Here is a 19,860-nt window from a genome sequence, read left to right as displayed (position 1 = left end):
GCGCGCCTGCGTCAGCACGCGCGGCATGGCAGACCCCGTTTTCGACCGCCTGGAGGCGACCATCCGCGCACGCCGCGATTCGCCCGCCGACACCTCCTATACCGCCAGCCTGTTCGCGCGTGGCCGCCCGAAGATCGCGCAGAAGCTCGGCGAGGAAGCGGTCGAGACGGTGATCGCGGCGTGTTCGGGCGACGAGGCGAGCATCGTGCCCGAAGCCGCCGACCTGATGTTCCATCTCGCGGTGCTGCTGGCGGACGCCGGGCTGAACCTCGACGACGTGCGGGCCGAGCTTGAGCGGCGCGAGGGGGTCGGCGGGCTGGTCGAGAAGGCCGCGCGGACGGGGTGATCTGCTCCGTTCGTCCCGAGTAGGGATCGAGCGAAGCCGAGAGCCCGTATCGACGGACATGCCCCGGACGCCGTCCCTCAATACGCCGTCTCGACAGGCTCGACGGCTACTCGGGACGAACGGTATAGGCGGGGCCAGTGTGCCAAGGAGCAAGCCCCATGCCGATCGACGCCACCCAGCCCTATGACGACCAGAACATCTTCGCGAAGATCCTGCGCGGCGAGATCCCGTCGAACCGCGTCTATGACGACGAGTTCGCGATCGCGTTCCACGACATCAACCCGCAGGCGCCGACGCATCTGCTGGTGATCCCCAGGGGTGCCTATGTCTCGTGGGACGACTTCTCCGCGCGTGCGGGCGATGCGGAGATCGCCGGGTTCATCCGCGCGGTCGGGACGGTCGCGCGCGCTGCGGGGCTGGTCGAGCCGGGCTATCGCCTGCTCGCCAATATCGGCCAGCACGGGCATCAGGAAGTACCGCATCTGCACGTTCATATCTTCGGCGGGCGTCCACTCGGCGCGATGCTGGCCGGATAGCGCGGCTTTCCGCCACTAAAGCATTGCACGTAATAAAATTGCCATTAGGCTTCCCGGCTTGAGCAAGGGGGCCAGTGGACCGGCCCTCGCAATCCCCGGGGGGAACCGAATTGATTTTTGGTCGCGTTAAGTCACTGGACGCCATCCTGGCGACGGCGGAGAAGAAGTCGCTCCACCGATCGCTTGGCGCGTTCCAGCTAACCATGCTCGGCATCGGTTGCGTGATCGGCACGGGTATCTTCGTGCTGACCTCCGCCGCCGCGCAGAAGGCCGGGCCGGGCATGATCCTGAGCTTCGTCGTCGCCGGCGCGGTCTGCGTCGTCGCCGCGCTCTGCTATGCCGAGATCGCGGCGATGGCCCCGGTTGCGGGCTCCGCCTATACCTATACCTATTCGGTCATGGGCGAGCTGCTCGCCTGGACGGTCGGCTGGGCGCTGATCCTCGAATATGCGGTGGCCGCGAGCGCCGTGTCGGTCGGCTGGTCCGGCTATTTCGCGGGCTCGATCTTGCACGAGACGTTCGGGATAACGCTGCCGACCTGGCTGTCGCACGGGCCGTACATGCCCGGCGGGTTGATCAACCTGCCCGCGGTCGTCATCTCGCTGCTGATCACCTGGCTGCTGATGATCGGCACGACCGAGAGCGCGCGCGTCAACGCGGTGCTGGTGACGATCAAGGTCGTCGCGCTGACCGCCTTCGTCGCGCTGACGCTCCCCAAGACGCAGGGCGCCAATTTCGAGCCGTTCCTCCCCACCGGCATTCTCGGCAGCAACGGGCTGGGCGTGGTCGGCGCGGCGGCGACGATCTTCTTCGCCTATGTCGGCTTCGACGCGGTCTCGACCGCAGCCGAGGAAACCAAGGATCCGCAGCGCAACGTGCCGATCGGGCTGATCGCCTCGCTCGGCATCTGCACCGTGTTCTACATGCTGGTCGCAGCGGGTGCGATCGGCACGATCGGCGGGCAGCCGCTGTTCGGCGCGGACGGCGTGCCGTTCACCACCGGGTCGGCCGAACTCGCGCGCGCCTGCCTGATCCCCGCCAATGCGCAGGCGCTGGTCTGCTCGAACGAAGCGCTGGCGCATGTCCTGCGTCAGGTCGGCTATGCCAATGTCGGCAACTGGATGGGCTATGCCGCCGGTCTCGCGCTGCCGTCGGTCATCCTGATCCTGATGTTCGGCCAGACGCGCATCTTTTTCGTGATGAGCCGCGACGGCCTGCTGCCTGAAGTGCTCAGCCGCGTGCATCCCAAGTGGAAGACGCCGCACATCGTCACCGCGATCACCGGCGTGTTCGTCGCGTTCGCGGCCGCGTTCCTGCCGGTCGGGCAGCTCGCGGACATCGCCAATGCGGGGACGCTCTACGCGTTCATGATGGTCGCCATCGCGCTGCTGATCCTGCGCAAGCGCGAGCCGAACCGGCATCGTCCGTTCCGCACGCCGGCAGCCTGGATCGTCGCGCCGCTGACGATCGTCGGCTGCATCGGGCTGTACTTCTCGCTTCCCTATGAGGCGATGGCGGTGCTGCCGATCTGGGGCGCGGTGGGGCTCGTGATCTATTTCTGCTATGGCTACCGCAAGAGCTATCTCGGTCGCGGCATGGCCGATGGCGGCGAGCCGATCGACATGGCGCCCCCGGGCAGCCACTGAGACGGGACGCAAAAAGGGCCGCGGGAGGAAACTCCCGCGGCCCTTTTTTGTGCCTGGTTCCAAAGGCGTCATCCCCGCGAAGGCGGGGATCCATATCCTCCAGCGGTTGCGAGTCTGTCGCGCGGCCGGCCAGTATGGGTTCCCGCCTGCGCGGGAATGACGGTTCGGTTCGTTAGCCGATATGCTTGGCGGCGAGCGCCTTCATGTCGACCATCGGGCGGGCGCCGACATGGCTGATGATCTCGGCTGCGCAGACCGCACCGAGCTTGAGCGAGGCGTGGAGGTCGTGGCCCTGCGCCTGGCCGTGGAGGAAGCCCGCCGCGAACAGGTCGCCCGCGCCGGTCGTGTCGACGACCTTGGCGATCGGCTCGGCCTTCACTTCGGCGCGCGTGCCGTTCTGGATCGCACAGGCGCCGTGTTCGCCGCGCGTGACGACCAGGGTCGGGACCTGCGCCGAGATCTTCGCGACTGCCGCGTCGAAATCCTCGGCCTCGGCGAGTGCCGCCAGTTCGCTCTCGTTGGCGAACAGGATGTCGATCAGCCCGTCGCTGAGCAATGTGCGGAAATCGCCGCCGTGGCGCGAGATGCAGAACACGTCGCTGAGCGTGAAGGCGACCTTGCGGCCGGCGCCGCGTGCGCAATCGATCGCGGCGCGCATTGCGGCGCGCGGCTCTTCGGGATCCCAGAGATAGCCCTCGAGATACAGGATCGCGCTGTCGGCGATCATCGCGGTGTCGATCGCCGCGGCGGGCAGATACTGGCCCGCGCCGAGGAAGGTGTTCATCGTCCGCTGGCCGTCGGGCGTCACGAAGATCAGGCAGCGGCCCGTGGTCGGGTCGCCCGCGCGGACCGGGGTCGCGAACTCGATGCCGATGCTGCGCACGTCATGCGCGAAGACCTGGCCGAGCTGGTCGTCGGCGACCTGGCCGATGAAGCCGCACTTGCCGCCGAGCGCGGCGACGCCGGCGACGGTGTTGGCGGCCGACCCGCCCGAAACCTCGAGCCCGGGGCCCATCTTGGCGTAGAGCGCGTCGGCTTCTTCCGACGAGAACATCAGCTGCATCGACCCCTTGGCGACACCGATCTCGGCGATGAACGCGTCGTCGGCGGTGCTGAGAATGTCGACGATGGCATTGCCGATCGCGACGACGTCATAGGTAGGCGTGCTCAAGATACAGTCTCCGGACCGAACGGGAAAACGTCGCCGTAAATCGCGCCGGACATGCGTGCAACCTTGGCGCCACCCCGCACGTCGCTGGCGAGCATTGCGGGCGCGATCCCGGATCGGGCGCCGGGTCCGCCCCGGTCAGCGCAGATAGTTGACGAGGCTGAGGCTGGAGACCTGGCCGAACACTGCATAGCTCGCCTCGAGCATCGTCTTCTGCTGCGTCAGCGCCATCGAGATCTCGCCGTAATCGGCATCCTCGTTGTCGGACACGAGCTTCTGGAGCAGCGCGGCGCGGTCGTCGGCGCGCGATGCGAGCGTCGCCATCTGCGTCTGTCGCAATCCGTTCGAGGCATTCAGCCCGCGCACCTGCGGCAGCGCGGCGTCGATCTGCCCGATCGCGCTGTTCAGCGCGTCGCGCTGCGCCGCGGTCGGCGTGTCACCGATCGGGCCCGCCGCGGCGAGCGTCTGGAACGCGGCGAGCAGACCGCTGCCAAGATCGCGCGCGGTGATCCCGTAGGTGAGCGTGGCACCGCCGCCGACCGGCGCGGCCGCGCGGACATCGTCATTGCCGAACGCCGATTCCGGGGTGACGCCGACCGTATCGGCGAGCGTCGCGGGCTTGAACGGGACCTCGTCACCCTGCGCCCCGCCGAACAGCGGCTCGAACCCGTCGGTCGCGTTCAGCGCGCTGCGGATCTGCGAGAAAGCGCTGTCGATCGACCCGGGCAGCGTCGCGGTCGAGCCGGTGCCTACCGCGGCCATCAGCTGCGTCTTGAGATCGCTCGCCACCGTATCGATCGCGGTGATGTTGACCTCGTACAGCGACAGCGTGGTGCCGAGGCGACTGGTCGCGGCACTCTGCGCCGCCTGGGTGGCGAGCGCGGTGCGCGCCGACAGCGTCCGGACCGCCGCGCCGCCAAGCGCCGCGAGGTCCTTCGCCTTCTTGCCGCTATTCAGCTGCAGCTGCGTATCGGCGAGACGCCGCTGCGCCTGCTGGACCGCCCCCGACAAGGTCCGCTGCAGCGGGATCGTGGCTATGCGCGTCATCGGTCGTCGTCCTTGGTCTAGCGGATCATCTCGAGCAGGGTGTCGTACATCGCGCTCGCGGTCGTCATCACGCGCGCCGCGGCGGCATAGCTGTTCTGCAGCACGACCATCTGGCCGAGCTCCTCGTCGATATTGACCCCCGACACGGTATCGCGCCGGTTGATCGCGTCGTCGCGCCGCGCGGTCATCTGGTCGGCGCGGTCGGCGGCGCGCGCGGCGGCCGATCCGGCATCGCCCAGCACGACCGCCGAAAAGCGCGTGATCGTCATCGCGCCCGCATCGCCGAGATCGACCGCGGCTGCGAGCGCATCGACCATCGCGGTCGCGCCGCGGCGATCGCTCGGTCCCAGCGCCTTCTGCCCGATCGCGGTGGGCTCGAGCCGGGCGAGCGGCAGCCGCGCGGGGTTGGCCATGATATCCCGGCGCACGCCTGCCCCGGCCAGCGCTGCGCCCGTGCCCGATCCCGTGCTTGCCCCCGCGCCCACACTGCCGAGGCCGACGATCGACGAGAAGGACCGTCCGGTCCCGGCGCGGTCGGTATCGTCCGACGCCACCGACAGCGTCGCGCCCGCCGCGGTCGTGCTGGCGGCGAACCGCAGCCGGCCGACATCGTCGAGCGTGAACCGACCATAATGGCCAAGCGGGCCTGCGTTGAGATCGGTGACGAGATCGCCATAGGTCGGCCCCGCCGCGTCGGTCAGGCTGTACCGCACCACGATCCGCCCGGCCGAATCGCGCAACGCGAGATCGACCGACTCGCCCGCGGCGAAGCCATGCGGATCCGCACTGGTAAATCCCGATGGCGTCAGCGTAGCCGCGTCGCTGCGGATGAGGTCGTTGAGCCCGAAATACTGCGACAGCCCCACGCCGCCGCGCGCGCTGGGTCTTGCAGGATCCTGCGCCACCGCGATTCCGGTACCCGGCACGGTCGCGTCGATCGTCAGGACGCCGCGGGCAAAGCGCGCGGTCGCCGCGCCGCCCAGCCCGGCATTGATTGCGGCGACCGCGTCGTCGAGCGTCGCGCCGGCGCCGAGCGCGTCGAAATCGAGCGTTGTGCTCGCGAGCAACGTCCCGTCTGCGCGCGTGACCGCGACCAGCGCGGCGCCGGTGAAGCCCGCACGATCGCTGCCCGACAGCGCGGTCGCGCGGCCTGCAAGCGACGCGGGCGCGGGCACCGCGGTGCCGCTGTTCGCGGCAGCGTTGACGGTCTGCGCCAGCCCGGCGAACAGCGTGTCGATCCTGCCGCTGAACGCGGGCAGCTGCCGGTCGCGCAGATCGAGCAGCCCGCCGAGCTTGCCGCCCGTCGCGGGCGTGTCGAGCGTCGTCCCGGTCGTCGCGCCGATCGTCCCGTCATGATCCGCGAACCGCAGCTCGATTCCCGGATAGTGCGGCTGCGCGATTCCCGTGCCGCTCGTCGGATAGGATAATTGCCGCAGCCGCTGGTCGAGCAGCGGCAACCCGGTTGCCGTTTCGATCGTGACGCGCCCGTTTGCCTGTTCGCGCGCGGTGATGCCGATCAGCCCGCTCAGTTCCTCGAGCGCGCTCGTACGCTGGTCGGCCGGCCCCGCCGAGCTCCGTCCGAGCCCCTGCAGCCGCGAGACCGAGGCGTTGAGCGTGTCGATCGATTGCAGCAGCAGGTTGATCCGGCCGACCGTGTCGCCGACCTCGCCCTCGATATCGCCGCGCAGCTGGTCGACGTCGCTGCCGAGCTGCCGCATCGATCCGATCGCGTCCTCGACCGCGCCGACAAAGGGTCCGGCGATCGCCGCGCCCCGCTCGCGCCCGTCATCGCGATCGCCGACGTGGTGATCGCGTCGAGCCGCGCGGGCAGCGCCGTCTCCGATCCGGTCGCGCCGAGCAGCGCCTGCAGCCGGTCGAGATAGCCCGCCTCGACCGCCGCGCGCCCGGCGTCCCCGCCGCGCGTGTAGACCGTCGCCTCGAGGAACTTGTCCGCGACGCGGCCGGGCTCCCCGACGACCACGCCGCTGACCCGGCCGGACGTGATCCCGGTCTGCAACGCGACGGTCTCGCGCGCGTACCCCGGCGTGTTCACGTTCGCGATGTTGTTCGAGACGGTGCGGATGCCCGCCTGCGACGCGCCCAGCCCGGACAGCGCCGACGACAGGATCTCGCTCAGCGACATGACGCCCTCCCCTTATCCCCGCGCGCGGTCATCGCTTCAGGTTGCTGACTTCCTGGAGCATGTCGTCGACCGTCGTGATGATCTTCGACGATGCGCTGTAAGCACGCTGGAAGCGGATCATGTTGGTGAACTCGAGCGCCAGGTCCGAGGTCGAGGCCTCGAGCTTGAACGAGTCGATCGATCCCGCGCCGAGCGACCCCGGCGGGTTGATCGCGAACGCGCCCGATTCGTCCGAAATCGAGTACGCATTGCCCGTCGCGCGGCTGAGGCCGTCGGGGTTGGGGACGGTCGCGATCGGGAGCTGGAAGATCGCGCGGCTGGTGCCGTCCTCGAACAGCGCGCTGACCCGCCCGGTGCGCGACACGCTGATCGACGAGACATTGCCGAGCGTCCCGCCATCGACCGACGAGGTGATGACCGACGACGCGCTCGAGAATTGCGTGAAGCCGGCAAGGCCGCCGTCCGACCCGAAATCGAGCGCGATCGGCTGCGCGCCCGCGCCATTGGTCCATGCCGGCTGCAACGGCGTGAAGAACGCCGCGTCGCTGCCCGCCATGTCGAGGCTGCCATCGGGATTGAAGCTGATCGTGCCCCCGCGGAGCAGCCCGTTGGCCGCGCCGACGTCGCTTGCCGGAACCGCATAGATCTCGCCGGCCCAGGTGTTCGACCCGGTCTTGACCACGCCGAGCGTCAGCCGGTGCGCGTTGCCCTGCTGATCATAGACGTCGAACGAGCGGTTGAAGTCGGCGGTCGCGGTTCCCGCGGCGATGTCGCCCGACGCATAGCCGGGCTGTGCCGCGGTCGTGGACTGGAAATTGGCGCGGATCTGAAGCCGGCTGGTCGCGGCGGCGGATCCGGTCAGGTCGCTGACGCGGATCGGCTCGAGCGAACCGACATTGCCGGTATTCACATAGGCGCCCGCCGCGTCGAGCCGCCAGCCCTGCAGGTACAGACCCGCGGTGTTCTTGAGAAACCCGTCCTTGTCGGGCGAGAACGAGCCCGCGCGCGTCAATGCGACGCCGCTGGCGGGGCCGGCGCCGGTGCGCGTGACGAAGAAGCCCGGTCCGTCGATCCCGAGATCGGTCGAGCTCGACGATGCCTGGAGCAGACCCTGTTTGGAGATCAGCGTCTTGGGCTGGGCCGCGACGCCCCCCGCGGCATAGACGCTCCCCGCGCGACCGTCGCCGACGAGCGTGCTGAACTGGCTGTCGACCGCCTTGTATCCGACCGTGTTGATGTTGGTGATGTTGTCGGCGACCGACGCCATCGCGCTCGACTCGGCGGACAGACCGGACACGCCGGCAAACAGGGCGGAATACAGACTCACGGTGGGTTATCTCCCGGACGATCGGAGCGCACCGGCACTCCATTTGCATCGTTATAGGAGGGTGCGCGGCCTATCGGTCTGGCGACGCACCGATTTCTCGCGCCGATCCGGGGCGGCAAAAACTGCCGGTCACGACCGCGGGGACACAGCGCATCCTATAACGCATCCTATCGAACACGGGAGCGAATGCGATGACGTTGCGGATCACGTTGCGTGACGGCGAACAGATGGTGGTGAACGGGGCGGTGCTGCGTGCGGGCCGCCGGTGCGACCTGATCATCGAGAACCCCGCAGCGATCCTGCGCGGCCGCGAGATCATGACCCCCGGCGAGGCGAACAGCCCCGCGCGACGGCTCTATCTGGCGTGCATGATGGCGTATATCGACGACCGCCACCGGGTCGCGCATCACGACGACGTCGTCGCGCGCCTGTCCGAGCTGCTCGACGCGTTCGAGACCGAACCCGCCAAGCTCGCCTGCACGCAATTCGCGCATCTGATCGCGACCGGCGAATATTACCGCGCGCTGGCCGCCTGCCGTTCGCTGATCGCGTACGAGGCGGAGGCGCTGGGACGGTTGCAGAATGTCGCGGCATGACGCGCTGCACCCACAGGGGCATCCACGGGGGCATCCACGGGGGCATCCGTCGGTGCATCCGCTCGCGATCGCGCGCGCCGCGCTGCGCGACGTGCCGCTCGAACGGCATTACGGCGTCGTCACCTCGGTCCGCGGGACGCTGATCGAGGTCGCGGGACTGGGGGGTGCGGCAAGCATCGGCGCGCGGCTGAGCATGGCGCTGCCGACGGGCATGCTCGACGCCGAGGTGACCGCGCTCGATTCCGGCATCGCGCATTGCCTCCCGTTCAGCGATCCGCAGGGGCTCGCGACCGGGACCCGCGCGTTCCTCGCCGCGGGACAGGTCGCGCTGTACCCCGATCGCAGCTGGCTGGGACGGATGGTCGATGGGCTCGGCCGTCCCGTCGACGGGCTCGGCGCGCTGCCGCAAGGCATGACGCCGCGCGCGGTCCGCGCCGCACCGCCCGCCGCGGCGAGCCGCGCGCGCGTCGGGGACAAGCTCGAGACGGGCGTGCGCGCGCTCGACCTGTTCGTGCCGCTTTGCGACGGTCAGCGGCTCGGGCTGTTCGCCGGGTCGGGCGTGGGCAAGTCGGTGCTGCTGTCGATGCTCGCGCGCTGGACCGATTGCGACGTGGCGGTGATCGGGCTGATCGGCGAGCGCGGCCGCGAGGTGCAGGAATTCGTCGAGGACGACCTCGGCGCGGCAGGGCTCGCGCGCAGCGTCGTCGTCGTCGCGACGTCGGACGAGCCCGCGCTGATGCGCCGCCAGGCGGCGTGGACGACGCTGGCGATCGCCGAACATTTCCGCGACCAGGGGCTCAAAGTGCTCTGCCTGATGGATTCGGTGACGCGCTTTGCGATGGCGCAGCGCGAGATCGGGCTGGCGAGCGGCGAGCCGCCTGCGACCAAGGGCTATACGCCATCGGTGTTTGCCGAGCTTCCCCGGCTGCTCGAGCGTGCGGGGCCCGGCGACCGTGGCCAGGGATCGATCACGGGGGTGTTCACCGTGCTGGTCGATGGCGACGACCACAACGAGCCCGTCGCCGACGCGGTCCGCGGCATCCTCGACGGCCATGTCGTCATCACGCGCCGGATCGCCGAGCGGGGCCGCTATCCGGCGATCGACATCCTCAAATCGGTCTCGCGCACGCTGCCGCACTGCCACGCGCCCGCCGACGAGGCGCTGCGGATCGCCGCACGCCGGATCCTGTCGACCTATGGCGACATGGAGGAGATGGTCCGCCTCGGCGCCTATGCCGCGGGCAGCAGCGCGGATGTCGACACCGCGATCCGCATCGCGCCCGCGATCGAGACGCTGCTGACGCAGGGCAAGCAGGCGCGTGGCGGCGCGCGCGAATCCTTTGCCGCGCTCGAAGCGCTGCTCGCGGCACCCGCAGACGCAGGCGCGAACGGAAACGCCGCCCCTGATCCTGCCAGCACGCTATCGGCTCACACGTTATCGGAGCGCCCAGCATGACCCCCTATGACGCCGCATTGCGGATCGCCGAACGCAAGCTCGACGCGGTGCGCACCGCGATCGGCCTGATCGTCGCCGAGCTCGAGCGGATCGAGCACGCGCGGATCGCGATTGAGACGTCGCTGACGCGCGAGGCGGAGCTCGCATCGCGCGATCACCGGCTGACCACCGAGCATTTCTTCGTCCACGCGCGCGACCAGCATCAGCAGCTCGTCGGCGCGCGGGCGGCCGCACATGTCCAGCTCGAGGCGCTGCGTCGCAAGGCCGTCGCGGATTACGGCGCGCAGGTCGCGCTCGAAGGCGCGGCCGCGGAGTTTCGCGAGGCGGCGGACCGCGCGCGCGATGCCGCCGAGCAGAGCGCGCTCGACGACCGTATCGGCGCCCGGCATGCCGCGCGACGACGCGCCAGCGCCGGTCTGGCCGCCACCGCCGCGCCATGACGCCCGCCGCCGCACTGGCCGCGCTGTCACCGGAGCGGCGCGCCGCGCTGATCTACGGCGCAGCGCAGGCCGAGCTGTCGGATCGCCTTTGGAAGGCCGCGCTCGGGCCCGAATCGTCCGACACGTCGGCGCGTGGCGGGAGTGTCGCGGACTTTCGCGACCGTGACAGCCAGCTCACCGCGTTGATGAACCTGTTGTCGCTCGAGGCCACCCGGAACGGGATCGCCGCGCCTTCCCCTGCCCCGCCGCCCGCCCAATTGCCTGGCGCGCCGTCGCACGCGTCGCCCATCGGCGCGGTGTCGTTGCGCATGACCGCCGCGCAGGGCGACACGCGCGACGCCATCGTCGATGCCGCACCGTGCAGCTTCGGGGCGAATGCGCGCTATCGCGACTGCGTCGATGCCGCGGCAGCGCGCACTGGGCTGCCCGCCGCCGCGCTCGCCGCGATCGTCGACGCCGAAGCTGCCAAGGCGTCGGATGGCAGCTGGCAAACCTATTCGCGCAATCCGCGGTCGAGCGCGGCAGGGCTTGGCCAGTTCCTCACCCGGACGTGGCAGGGGCTCGCCGAAACGCCCGGGACCTGGCTCAACCGACAGGCCGAGGCGCAGGGCTGGCTCGCGGGCGGTCGCGTCCAGGCGCATGCGCGCGGCGCGCTGCTCGCGCTGCGCTACGATCCGACCGCCGCGATCAACGGGGTCGCCGACTATGCACGACGCAATCTCGACGGACTGAAGCGCGCGGGGGTGACCGCGGACGATACCCGCGGCGTCGCGCGGCTCGCCTATCTCGGCCATCATCTCGGGCTCGGCGACGCGATCCGCTTCGTGCGCGACGGCGGCCTCGCCGGCGCGCATGCCAAGACGTTGCTCGACGCGCAGATCGGCAGCGCCGCGAGCAGCCGCAAGATTGCGCAGGCGGGCAACGCCACCGAGGCGCATCGCGACTGGATGCTGGTCTATCTCGACCGCCGTGTGCGTCCCGAAGATTTCTCGACCGTGTCCCGTCCGTCTATCGGATAGGTAATAGTGCGTATAGGATACGTTACAGGATATTAAAGCGCGGAGCCCAGAAAGACGAGGCCGGAGGGGCAGCAACGCCGCCGGTTTTCTTTGGGGGACGTTCATGTCGAAGATTACCGCCGCTCTGGAAGACGCCGTCGCTACCGTTCTTGCCAACACACCAGCCGCCGATGCCGTCCAGACCAACCGGCAGCGTGTTTACGCCGACCGTGCCTTTGCGCAGATCCTCAAGCTGATCGCGCCGCGAATTCGCCATTTCATTCGCCAATACGGCCTGACCGCGCACTGGGACGATGCCGAACAATGCTGCGCGATCGGTGTGCACCGCGCGATCCAGGCCTATGATCCCGCCAAGGCACAGTTCACCACCTTCGTGAACTGGCAGCTGCGCGGCGAGCTTCAGGGGCTGCGCTTTCGCCTGATGACCGATCAGCGTCCGTCGGCGCGCAAGGTCGCGGCCGTCACCGTGTCGCTGAGCGGGCTCGCCCGCAACGAGGACGGCGACGAGGCAGGGCTTGAGGCGATGCTGATCGACGACGGCGCGCTCGAGCGCACCGAGTCGGCGGCGTCCGCCTATCTCGCCGGCAAGACGCGCACGGTGCTGATCGACCGCTATCTCGACCATTTGCGCACCGTTGGTCTCGAGCAGCTGCAGCGCCGCGCGCGCGCCGCCGAGCCAAAGCGTGCGGCTCTGCCGGGCCAGCCGCGGTTGCGCGCCACACTGTACCCGGTCGACCCCGCCGAACTCGCCGCACTCGAACAGAAGATCGTCGAACACCGCGACGCGATCGAGCGGCGGCTTGGCGGAACCGATGGCCATGACCATGACGGCTATCAGCCGGGCGACGACGACGCGGTGGGTCGCGAACGCGCGCGCCAGCTCGCCAAGCGCGCGGCGGGCACGATCGCCGAGCTGGCGCTGACGATGCCCGGCTTTGGCGCATCGGACGCGCTGACCTCGCGGTGGCAGCGTGCGCGGGGCGCGACCCGCACGGTTGCGGCCCACACCGGCGCTGCCGCCTGACGACGCGGCAAGCCGCGACCGGCGGCGGCGGTTTAAATGACGCCACGCCGCACGCCGCGACGCGGAACCTTCTAGAATAGGGTAGCCCTCCAAAAAGGTACCCTGGTGTCACCGGTTCGAAAGCCTCCCCTGCCGGATCGCGAGATATCGACGCGGTTCGGCACCGACCGTCTCGCCGCGGCGCGCGACCTGGCAACGATCGCGGGCGGGCTGCTCCAGCTCAGCGACAGCGCGCTGCTCGTGATCGCCTTGCCGAGCGATGGCTGGGGCGAGCGCGCGCCGGTCCTGCTCTGGGATCACATGCTACGGTTGCGGACCGATCGGACTCAGTCGCTCTGGGATACGCCGACCTACGCGCCCGCGATGACCGCGCTCTGCATCGCCGCGGACACGCTGTTCGACCAGCTCACCGCGACCCGGCCGTTCCAGCTCGAGGGGAAATACCGGGGCCTCGATCTCTGCGTCGTCACCGACGGGGTCGGCGTCGGCCTGAGCGGTACCGCGCCGGCGCATCATGACGACGACGGCAGCTGGCTCCTCGATCTGGCCGGCGGCTCGACGCCCTGCGACTCGTCACGCGGCGAGTCGCTGCACGGGGACGGGTCGAACGCGCGACGATCGCACCGGACCGCGCGGGCGGCACAGATCCTCCCGCTCGCACCCACCGGCCCCTGGGCGCTGCTCTCGGCGGACGCGCGGGGCGCAAGCCACCATTAGGCGCCCGACCATTGGGCGCCCGAACAGTGCGCGCCCGACCACTGAGCGCCGCCGCGCGTATCCCGAACGGCCGGATTGATTGCGCCGCCGGGACGTCTAAAGGATCAGCCCTATCATATGGAAAGGGTCGGGGTGGGCGAAGTCGAGGTCAAACACAGCGCGGCGCGACCGCAAGCGTCGTCGATGCCGGCCCCCGATCGGCGCGTAGACATCGCGGTCGATCGCTATCGCCAGATCGTTTTTCCTAACCGCCTGCGCGAGATGCGGCACCGCCACGCCAGGCTGGCGCTGCTCCAGTTCGCAGCGCTGATCCCCCAGATATCGTATATCCGGCTTTCGAAGATCGAGCGCGGCGAGGTCTATCCGCGTGCGGACGAGCTCGCCCGGATCGCCGGCGCGCTCGGCATCGCCCCGCGCGGGCTGCTGATTGATATCGATGCGCCGACGTTCGACATGGACGCGTGGTTTGCGCCGTTCGCCGAGGGGGCCGCCTCCGACGACGAGCATGAGGCACGGTTCGCGCTGTTGCTGGCCGCCGCGATCCGTGCGCGGCGCAGCGCCGATCCGACGCTGACCGCGGCGACGCTCGATGCGCGCTACGGCATCCCCCCGTCATCCTGTCGCGGCTCGAGAATGCGCTGAAGGGTCTTTCGCGCTGGAATCCCCAGACCGTGACCGCGCTGTGCGCGCTGTTCGACACGCCGGATGCAGCCGCGCTGCGTGCGCATGTCGTCGCGCTGCACGAGCAGGGTGCGCTCGATCCGTTTCTCGCGGCGATCCCCGGCGCGCCGCAGCGGCGTGCGCGTACGCGGCAGCGGATCGCCGCGCTCGAGGCCGAACTCGCGGACGTGCACCCCGTTGCGCTCGCGGCGCTGCCCGATCGCCCGGACGCACCGGCAGCACCGCGGCAGATTCCCGCCTATGGCGCGCCCCTCGGCAAGGGCAGGATCGCGAAGACGCGGTGCGGATCGGTCGAGGCGCCCGCGCTTGCCGGGCCGCGCGCCTTCGCGGTCCGCACCGGCGCGGCGACGCTCGGCGGGGGGCTGCCCGGACAGGCGACGGTCATCGTCGACCCCGATCGCCATCCGCAACCCGGCGGGCTGGCGCTTCTCAGCGAGACCGACGAGGCAGGGATCGAATCGTACCGCCTGCTCTCGGTCGCGGTCGATCGCAGCGGCCTGCTGCAGGGATACAGCCTCAATCCCGCGCATGAGGTGGCACTCGACCCCCTGCCGCCGGGCGATGTCGCCGCGGTCGTCGCAGCCTATTTCGCCTGACCGCGCAGACGAAGGCTCAGCCGCCGCGTGACAGCGCCGTCTTCAGCAACGCCTGCTGCTTGCGGTACAAATTGGTCATCGTCGCGAAATCCGCCTGGACCTTGCCCATCTTGAGCAGCTGATCCTCGAGCGTCACGCTATTGCCGTCGGGTTTGGTCTCGCTGATGTCGGTGTCGATCACCACATTGCCGCCATGCCGCATCGGACGTGTGCCGAGCGCTGCCATGCCGCTGGTGATCGCGACCTGTGGCCGCGCGATCCGCGCCCGGCCGCCGGCGCTGCCGTGCTGCGCGAGCAGGTCGGCGAAATCGGGCGTGGTCACCTCGCGCGCCTTGTACCCCGCGGTTTCGCTGTTCGCGATATTCTGCGCGATGACGCGCTGCCGGTCGGCGAGATGCTTCATCTCGCGCGTGATCCCTGCGAGGAGCGACGGGCCCGGGGTGGTCGGCATGCTCAGAATCCAAAACTGCTGGTGGCGGACGTGCCCGACAGCCGGGTCAGCGCGGCCTGGTAATTGGCGGTCTGCGCGCGCGCGATCGCGGTCGATCCGCCCTTCTGCCCCGACCGGGCGGGCGTATCGGCGAGCAACGCCTTGGTATCGTCCCAATAAAGCGATCGATAGGCGGACTGCGTGAACGAGATCGCCTGCGTGATGCGCGCCAGCGCCGCCGCCGCGTCGCGCTTGTCCGCGATCCGCAGCGTGCGGCTGAGGTCGAGCCCGAACCGGCCGCCGGGCGTGACGCGCGGGGCGCCGGGATCGGTCGCGGACGGCGCTGCGATCCGGCGCGCCTCGAGCCCCAGTCCGGGCAACGCATCCCGGCCGCCGGGCCCGGCGACGAGTTCGATCATGTTGCCCGGCTTCATGTCGATCCGCAGCGATCGGCCAGCGCTGCTCGACGGCGTCGTGACGCTCCCGACGCGGCTGCCGACAAGATGGCGGACGCGGTCGGCGAGCGTCGTGATCGTGTCACCCTCGGCGATCACGATCCTGGCCGGCGCGCCGCCGTTGACGCGGATCGCGAACATGTCGCCCGCGCGCAGGCTGGTCTGCGCCTCGAGCGCCGCCGAATCGGTCGGCGTGACCGTGCCGCGGTGCAGCCCCAGCGCGCCGAGGATGCTGTCGCCGCCCTTCGCGACCGCGACCTGCACCGCCTTTGCGGTTATCCCCGCGGTCCCGAATTGCGCGACGGTGTCGATCGCCCCGGTCGCGCCGTCCACGCGCGCGACGAACGCGTCGACCGTCCCGGTCCTCGCGCCACCCATCGCGCCCGCGGTCCGGCCGCCGACATGGATGTCCCCGCCCAGCCACGCCACGCTGTCCGCCTGATCCTCGCCACCGGTCGCGAGATAGGTCACGCCGGCGCCGGAAAGCGCGGCATCGACGCGCGCGACGAAGCCGTCGCGGCCCGTGCCCCGCGCGTTGACCTGCGTGCCGCCAAGCGCGGTATCGGTCGCGCCGACCACCGCGATGGCGCCGTCATCGGCGACCGCGAGCGCACGCGCATCGCCACGGCCCAGATCGAGCCGGCCGAGATCGGTCGTGACGCCCTCCGCGCCGAGCCTGCGGACGACCGCATGCCCGGCTTCGCTGGTCAGCGCGAGCAGCGTGCCGTCGGCAGCGACGGCGAGACTTCGCACGCCGTCGCTGCCGCGGTCCCCACTGCCCGCACTGTTGCTGTCCACGCCGTCGAACTGTCGCTGACCGAGGGTTCGACCGCTGGAATCGAGATGCACGATCGTCGCGGCCGAGCCCGCGGCATCGGTCCGCCCGCCGACGAAGATCGCGCCGTCCGCCGCGACCGCGACCGCCGATGCCCGTTGCAGGCCCGGCGCGCGGATCAGGCTGGAAAACTGCTCGTCACCCTGCGCATCGAACCGCGCGACGAGCAGGTCGCCGTCGCTCGTCGCGCCGTCGAACCCGCCGGTCACGGTGCCGGCGACGACGATGCTGCCGTCCGGCGCCAGCGCCACCGCCGCGCCGCGCGCATCGCCGGCCGCGCCCAGCGTGCGTGTCCACAGGATCGCGCCCTCGCTGTCGAGCTTGGTCAGCGCCAGATCGGTGGCGCCGCGGATCCGATTGGCGCCGATATCGCCCGCCACCGTGCCGACGACATAGCCGAAGCCCTGTGCGTCGGTGACCATCGCGGCGGCATCGATCGCGGCGGACAGGCTGGTCGCCTTGGTCTTGCCGGTCTTGTCGGTATCGGCGGCGATCTTCAGCCGCTCGGTCGCGGGACGATCGACTGCGCCGAGCGTTGCGAAACTCCGCCGCGTCATGGCCCCCGACGGGTCGTCGATCCGTCCGAAGGCGAGGCTGCCACCTGCCCCCGCAGCGCCGCTGGCTCCGGGGCCCGCGCCTGCACTAGACACGCCCGCACCGGACACACCTGCATCGCCAATACCCCGCGCGATCATCAGCGCGTCGCCGGCGCCGGGCTGGTCGATCGCCACCGTCTCGAACCCGCCGCGCTCGATCGACAGGCCCCAGCGATCCCCCGTCTTGGCGGGCACGATCCTGACCTCCCAGCGCGGCACGGGGGCACCGTCGGCGGCGACGATCACCGCGCCCGCCGCATCCCGGCGCGGGACCGCGGCGATCGCGGTGTTGATCCGGTCGGCGATCCCGTCGAGCGTCGTCTCGCCACCGAGATAAACGAGCAGGCTGTCGGCAGCGGTTGCGGTCGACAGGTCGATGCGCAACGTCTCCGCGCCCGTGACGCCGGGAATGACCGACGTCCGCGTGTCGACCACGCCCTTGCCCGTGATCGTCGTCGCGGTGAGCGACGATGGCGGTGCGACCGCGATCGACTGCGCCTGCCGTGCGGTCGCGCCGAACGAGAGGTCGACCAGCCTGGAGGGCGCCGAACCGAGATACGCCTGCAGGTCGCCAAGTCCCTTGGCGAACGCGGTCTGGAGCGCGGTCCGTTCGGTGCTCCCCGTGGTCGTCTTCGCCGCGGTCTCGGCAAGCAGCCGCAATCGGTCGAGCGCCTTGTACGTGGTGAAACTGGTCTGGACGTCATCGGGCAGCGGACCGCTCGTCCCCGTGCCGTTGCGATCGATGATCGTCGTCATCGCCTTGATCGCGGCGACCTGGCTCTGCACCGGCGGGGTCTTCGCGGCGGCCTTCCACGGCGGCGTCGTCGCCGGCGTCACGAACTGCGCGCGGGCCTTGCGTTGCGCACGCGTCTCGACGGTCGCGACGCTCGCCGCAAAATCCGCCACCGCGTTGGTCCCGGTCAGCATGCCGAGACCGATCAGCCCGTTCGCCAGATCCGCCATTATTGTCGTTCCATCCCGGTCACGCCGTCTCCCCTCCTATAATAGGACGGGGATGATCGCCGCGGTGCCGGATCCGGTCGGAACTGCGCGTAAACGCCGATGCAGGAGCAGTTTTTTCGATGAACATGATGGTCCCGCCGTCCGAGCCGATCGAGATGAAGCGCTATACCGGTCCCGAGCGCGCCGCCGCGCTGATGCTGGTGCTGGGCAAGGAACACGGCGCGCCGATGTGGGAGCATCTGTCGGTCGAGGAGATCAAGGACCTCTCCTCGGCGATGGCGCAGCTCGGCCGCGTGCCCGCTTCCGTCGCCGAACACCTGCTGGTCGCGTTTTCGGGCGAGGTCGGCAGCATGAACCGGTTGCACGGGTCGTTCGAGACGACCGAGCGGCTGCTGACGGGGATCCTGTCCAACGACCGCGTACGCGAGATCATGGAGGATATTCGCGGGCCCGCGGGGCGGACGATGTGGGACAAGCTGTCGAACGTCAGCGAAGCCGTGCTCGCCGCCTATCTGCGCAACGAATATCCGCAGACCGTCGCGGTTATCCTCTCCAAGCTGAAATCGGACCATGCCGCGCGCGTGCTCGGCGAACTGCCCAAGGACGTCGCGATCGACGTCGTCCAGCGGATGCTGCGGATGGAGACGGTGCAGAAGGAGGTGCTGCTCCAGGTCGAGCAGACGCTGCGCAACGAGTTCATGAACAACCTGTCGCGTGCCCAGCGCCGCGACCCGCACGAGGCGATGGCCGAGGTCTTCAACGCGATGGATCGCTCGACCGAGGAGGCGATGCTGTCCGCGCTCGACGAGACGGCGCCCGATTCCGCCGAGCGGATCCGCGCGCTGATGTTCACGTTCGAGGATCTCGGCAGCCTGTTGCCCGCCGCGATCGGGACGATCGTCCGCCAGGCGGACAAGCGCGAGATGGCGCTGGCGCTGAAGGGCGCGCCGGAAGCGATCCGCACGCTGTTCCTGGGGACGATGACCGAACGCTCCGCCAAGCTGATGCGCGAGGACATGGCGGCGATGGGCCCGGTGCGCGCGCGCGATTGCGATGCGGCGCAGGCGGCTTTGGTGCGGCTTGCCAAGTCGCTGGCGGATCGCGGCGAGATCATGCTCGTCGATCCCAAGAGCGACGACACGATGATCGTCTGAGGGACCGATGGACGCCGCCTTCCACATCCGCCCGTTCGCGTTCGACCGGATCTTCCCCGCCGTCGAGACCGCGCGCGATTCCGATGATCCGGCCGCGCTGCGGGCGCACATCGCCGTGCTCGAGGCCGAAGCCGCGCTCGCCGATGTCGCGCGCGACGCGGCGCTCGACGCGGCGCGCGACGCGGGGTTCGCGGCCGGGCTCGCCGCCGCCCGTGCCGATCGGCAAGCCGCGATGCTCGCCGCGATCGATGCGCTGCATGCGACGATCGAGGATGTCGATTCACGGCTCGAGGCGATCGCGGAGGCGACCACGCGCGAGGCGGTCGTGCTGGTCGAAGTCGCGGCCGAGCTGCTGGCCGCGCGAACCCCGGCGACGCTTGCGATCGACGACGCGATCGGCCGCGTGTTGCGGCAGGTCGCGCGCGGGCAGGAGATCGAGGTCCGCGTGCATCCCGACCTGGTCGACGAGGTCGAACGGCTCGTCGCGGTCCGCCAGGCGGGCGACCGCCGCCGGCTTGCGATCGGCGTGACGGGCGACGCGACGCTGCCGGTCGGCGACAGTCACATCCACTGGGACCGCGGCGGCGTCCTGCTCGACGCCGCGCAACGCAGCGAGGCGGTCCGCGCCGCGCTCGCGCTCGCGCTGCCCGGCTGATCGCCCCCACTGGTCGCCCCCTAATCAGTA

General features: G+C 70.1%; 19 protein-coding genes and 1 pseudogene. 13 read left to right on the top strand and 7 right to left on the bottom strand.

Translation table 11 applies throughout. The annotated features are described in order from the left end of the window. Positions 1 to 25: 25 nt before the first annotated feature. The 3 genes from QP165_RS12610 (at position 26) to QP165_RS12600 (ending at position 2,528) form a co-directional block, all read left to right on the top strand. Positions 26 to 346, top strand: a complete 321-nt coding sequence (locus QP165_RS12610) for a phosphoribosyl-ATP diphosphatase (RefSeq protein WP_333995915.1) — start codon at positions 26 to 28, stop codon at positions 344 to 346. A gap of 158 nt (positions 347 to 504) precedes the next feature. Then, positions 505 to 882, top strand: coding sequence for a histidine triad nucleotide-binding protein (locus QP165_RS12605; RefSeq protein WP_333995914.1), 378 nt, complete (start codon positions 505 to 507; stop codon positions 880 to 882). A gap of 110 nt (positions 883 to 992) precedes the next feature. Then, positions 993 to 2,528, top strand: coding sequence for an amino acid permease (locus QP165_RS12600; RefSeq protein WP_056019826.1), 1,536 nt, complete (start codon positions 993 to 995; stop codon positions 2,526 to 2,528). Positions 2,529 to 2,700: 172 nt separating this feature from the next. On the opposite strand, the gene QP165_RS12595 is transcribed toward QP165_RS12600, so the two are convergent. The 5 genes and pseudogenes from QP165_RS12595 to QP165_RS12575 form a co-directional block, all read right to left on the bottom strand. Continuing rightward, on the bottom strand, positions 2,701 to 3,699 hold the full coding sequence (locus QP165_RS12595) for an adenosine kinase (RefSeq protein WP_333995913.1): 999 nt from the start codon (positions 3,697 to 3,699) through the stop codon (positions 2,701 to 2,703). Between the two features lie 135 nt (positions 3,700 to 3,834). Further along, the gene (locus tag QP165_RS12590; protein ID WP_333995912.1) at positions 3,835 to 4,743 is read right to left on the bottom strand and encodes a flagellin; all 909 of its coding nucleotides are present in this window, start codon (positions 4,741 to 4,743) and stop codon (positions 3,835 to 3,837) included. Between the two features lie 17 nt (positions 4,744 to 4,760). Beyond that, complete coding sequence (locus tag QP165_RS20060; protein WP_443019295.1) at positions 4,761 to 6,461, bottom strand: FlgK family flagellar hook-associated protein; 1,701 nt, start codon at positions 6,459 to 6,461, stop codon at positions 4,761 to 4,763. 356 nt (positions 6,462 to 6,817) lie between these two features. After that, a pseudogene (locus QP165_RS20055) lies at positions 6,818 to 6,886 on the bottom strand (hypothetical protein); the annotation flags it as partial. 28 nt (positions 6,887 to 6,914) lie between these two features. Continuing rightward, positions 6,915 to 8,213, bottom strand: a complete 1,299-nt coding sequence (locus QP165_RS12575; protein WP_333995910.1) for a flagellar hook protein FlgE — start codon at positions 8,211 to 8,213, stop codon at positions 6,915 to 6,917. A gap of 191 nt (positions 8,214 to 8,404) precedes the next feature. On the opposite strand from QP165_RS12575, the gene QP165_RS12570 reads away from it, so the two are divergent. The 8 genes from QP165_RS12570 (at position 8,405) to QP165_RS12535 (ending at position 14,742) form a co-directional block, all read left to right on the top strand. After that, positions 8,405 to 8,809, top strand: a complete 405-nt coding sequence (locus tag QP165_RS12570; RefSeq protein ID WP_056019814.1) for a flagellar biosynthesis repressor FlbT — start codon at positions 8,405 to 8,407, stop codon at positions 8,807 to 8,809. A gap of 52 nt (positions 8,810 to 8,861) precedes the next feature. Beyond that, on the top strand, positions 8,862 to 10,265 hold the full coding sequence (gene fliI, locus QP165_RS12565; protein WP_333995909.1) for a flagellar protein export ATPase FliI: 1,404 nt from the start codon (positions 8,862 to 8,864) through the stop codon (positions 10,263 to 10,265). After that, a complete protein-coding gene (locus QP165_RS12560; protein WP_333995908.1) occupies positions 10,262 to 10,705 on the top strand; it encodes a hypothetical protein in 444 nt (147 codons plus the stop codon). Before fliI ends, QP165_RS12560 begins: the two co-directional genes overlap by 4 nt. Beyond that, positions 10,702 to 11,724 (top strand): peptidoglycan-binding protein, encoded by a 1,023-nt coding sequence (locus QP165_RS12555; RefSeq protein ID WP_333995907.1) that lies wholly within the window; start codon positions 10,702 to 10,704, stop codon positions 11,722 to 11,724. Before QP165_RS12560 ends, QP165_RS12555 begins: the two co-directional genes overlap by 4 nt. Before the next feature lie 103 nt (positions 11,725 to 11,827). Beyond that, positions 11,828 to 12,748, top strand: a complete 921-nt coding sequence (locus QP165_RS12550) for a sigma-70 family RNA polymerase sigma factor (RefSeq protein WP_333995906.1) — start codon at positions 11,828 to 11,830, stop codon at positions 12,746 to 12,748. A 105-nt stretch (positions 12,749 to 12,853) separates the two neighbouring features. After that, positions 12,854 to 13,465, top strand: a complete 612-nt coding sequence (locus QP165_RS12545; protein WP_333995905.1) for a hypothetical protein — start codon at positions 12,854 to 12,856, stop codon at positions 13,463 to 13,465. 117 nt (positions 13,466 to 13,582) lie between these two features. Further along, positions 13,583 to 14,107, top strand: coding sequence for a helix-turn-helix domain-containing protein (locus QP165_RS12540; RefSeq protein ID WP_333995904.1), 525 nt, complete (start codon positions 13,583 to 13,585; stop codon positions 14,105 to 14,107). A 29-nt stretch (positions 14,108 to 14,136) separates the two neighbouring features. Then, positions 14,137 to 14,742, top strand: a complete 606-nt coding sequence (locus QP165_RS12535; RefSeq protein WP_333995903.1) for a hypothetical protein — start codon at positions 14,137 to 14,139, stop codon at positions 14,740 to 14,742. A 16-nt stretch (positions 14,743 to 14,758) separates the two neighbouring features. Here the strand turns inward: QP165_RS12535 and QP165_RS12530 are convergent, their stop codons facing one another. Both QP165_RS12530 and QP165_RS12525 read right to left on the bottom strand, forming a co-directional pair. After that, the gene (locus QP165_RS12530) at positions 14,759 to 15,193 is read right to left on the bottom strand and encodes a flagellar basal body protein (protein ID WP_333995902.1); all 435 of its coding nucleotides are present in this window, start codon (positions 15,191 to 15,193) and stop codon (positions 14,759 to 14,761) included. 2 nt (positions 15,194 to 15,195) lie between these two features. Next, positions 15,196 to 18,021 carry a hypothetical protein gene (locus QP165_RS12525; RefSeq protein WP_333995901.1) on the bottom strand — a complete coding sequence of 942 codons (2,826 nt, stop codon included), beginning with the start codon at positions 18,019 to 18,021 and terminating at the stop codon, positions 15,196 to 15,198. 119 nt (positions 18,022 to 18,140) lie between these two features. Here QP165_RS12525 and QP165_RS12520 point away from each other — a divergent pair, with 119 nt between their 5' ends. Both QP165_RS12520 and QP165_RS12515 read left to right on the top strand, forming a co-directional pair. Beyond that, on the top strand, positions 18,141 to 19,175 hold the full coding sequence (locus QP165_RS12520) for a flagellar motor switch protein FliG (RefSeq protein ID WP_333995900.1): 1,035 nt from the start codon (positions 18,141 to 18,143) through the stop codon (positions 19,173 to 19,175). Between the two features lie 7 nt (positions 19,176 to 19,182). Continuing rightward, positions 19,183 to 19,830, top strand: coding sequence for a flagellar assembly protein FliH (locus QP165_RS12515; protein WP_333995899.1), 648 nt, complete (start codon positions 19,183 to 19,185; stop codon positions 19,828 to 19,830). The last annotated feature ends 30 nt before the right edge of the window (positions 19,831 to 19,860 follow it).

The sequence above is a fragment of the Sphingomonas sp. 22R3R2A-7 genome (genome assembly GCF_036856055.1).
GTDB lineage: Bacteria > Pseudomonadota > Alphaproteobacteria > Sphingomonadales > Sphingomonadaceae > Sphingomonas.
This window is presented reverse-complemented; position numbering and strand designations above follow the sequence as displayed.

Bases quoted from the DNA above. Each gene is read 5' to 3' on its own strand.
- QP165_RS12570 (WP_056019814.1), top strand. From the start codon at position 8,405: ATGACGTTGCGGATCACGTTGCGTGACGGCGAACAGATGGTGGTGAAC.
- QP165_RS12550 (WP_333995906.1), top strand. From the start codon at position 11,828: ATGTCGAAGATTACCGCCGCTCTGGAAGACGCCGTCGCTACCGTTCTT.
- QP165_RS12520 (WP_333995900.1), top strand. From the start codon at position 18,141: ATGAACATGATGGTCCCGCCGTCCGAGCCGATCGAGATGAAGCGCTAT.
- QP165_RS12540 (WP_333995904.1), top strand. From the start codon at position 13,583: ATGGAAAGGGTCGGGGTGGGCGAAGTCGAGGTCAAACACAGCGCGGCG.
- QP165_RS12530 (WP_333995902.1), bottom strand. From the start codon at position 15,193: ATGCCGACCACCCCGGGCCCGTCGCTCCTCGCAGGGATCACGCGCGAG.
- QP165_RS20060 (WP_443019295.1), bottom strand. From the start codon at position 6,461: ATGCGGCAGCTCGGCAGCGACGTCGACCAGCTGCGCGGCGATATCGAG.
- QP165_RS12590 (WP_333995912.1), bottom strand. From the start codon at position 4,743: ATGACGCGCATAGCCACGATCCCGCTGCAGCGGACCTTGTCGGGGGCG.
- QP165_RS12605 (WP_333995914.1), top strand. From the start codon at position 505: ATGCCGATCGACGCCACCCAGCCCTATGACGACCAGAACATCTTCGCG.
- QP165_RS12515 (WP_333995899.1), top strand. From the start codon at position 19,183: ATGGACGCCGCCTTCCACATCCGCCCGTTCGCGTTCGACCGGATCTTC.
- QP165_RS12610 (WP_333995915.1), top strand. From the start codon at position 26: ATGGCAGACCCCGTTTTCGACCGCCTGGAGGCGACCATCCGCGCACGC.
- QP165_RS12555 (WP_333995907.1), top strand. From the start codon at position 10,702: ATGACGCCCGCCGCCGCACTGGCCGCGCTGTCACCGGAGCGGCGCGCC.
- QP165_RS12525 (WP_333995901.1), bottom strand. From the start codon at position 18,021: ATGGCGGATCTGGCGAACGGGCTGATCGGTCTCGGCATGCTGACCGGG.
- QP165_RS12560 (WP_333995908.1), top strand. From the start codon at position 10,262: ATGACCCCCTATGACGCCGCATTGCGGATCGCCGAACGCAAGCTCGAC.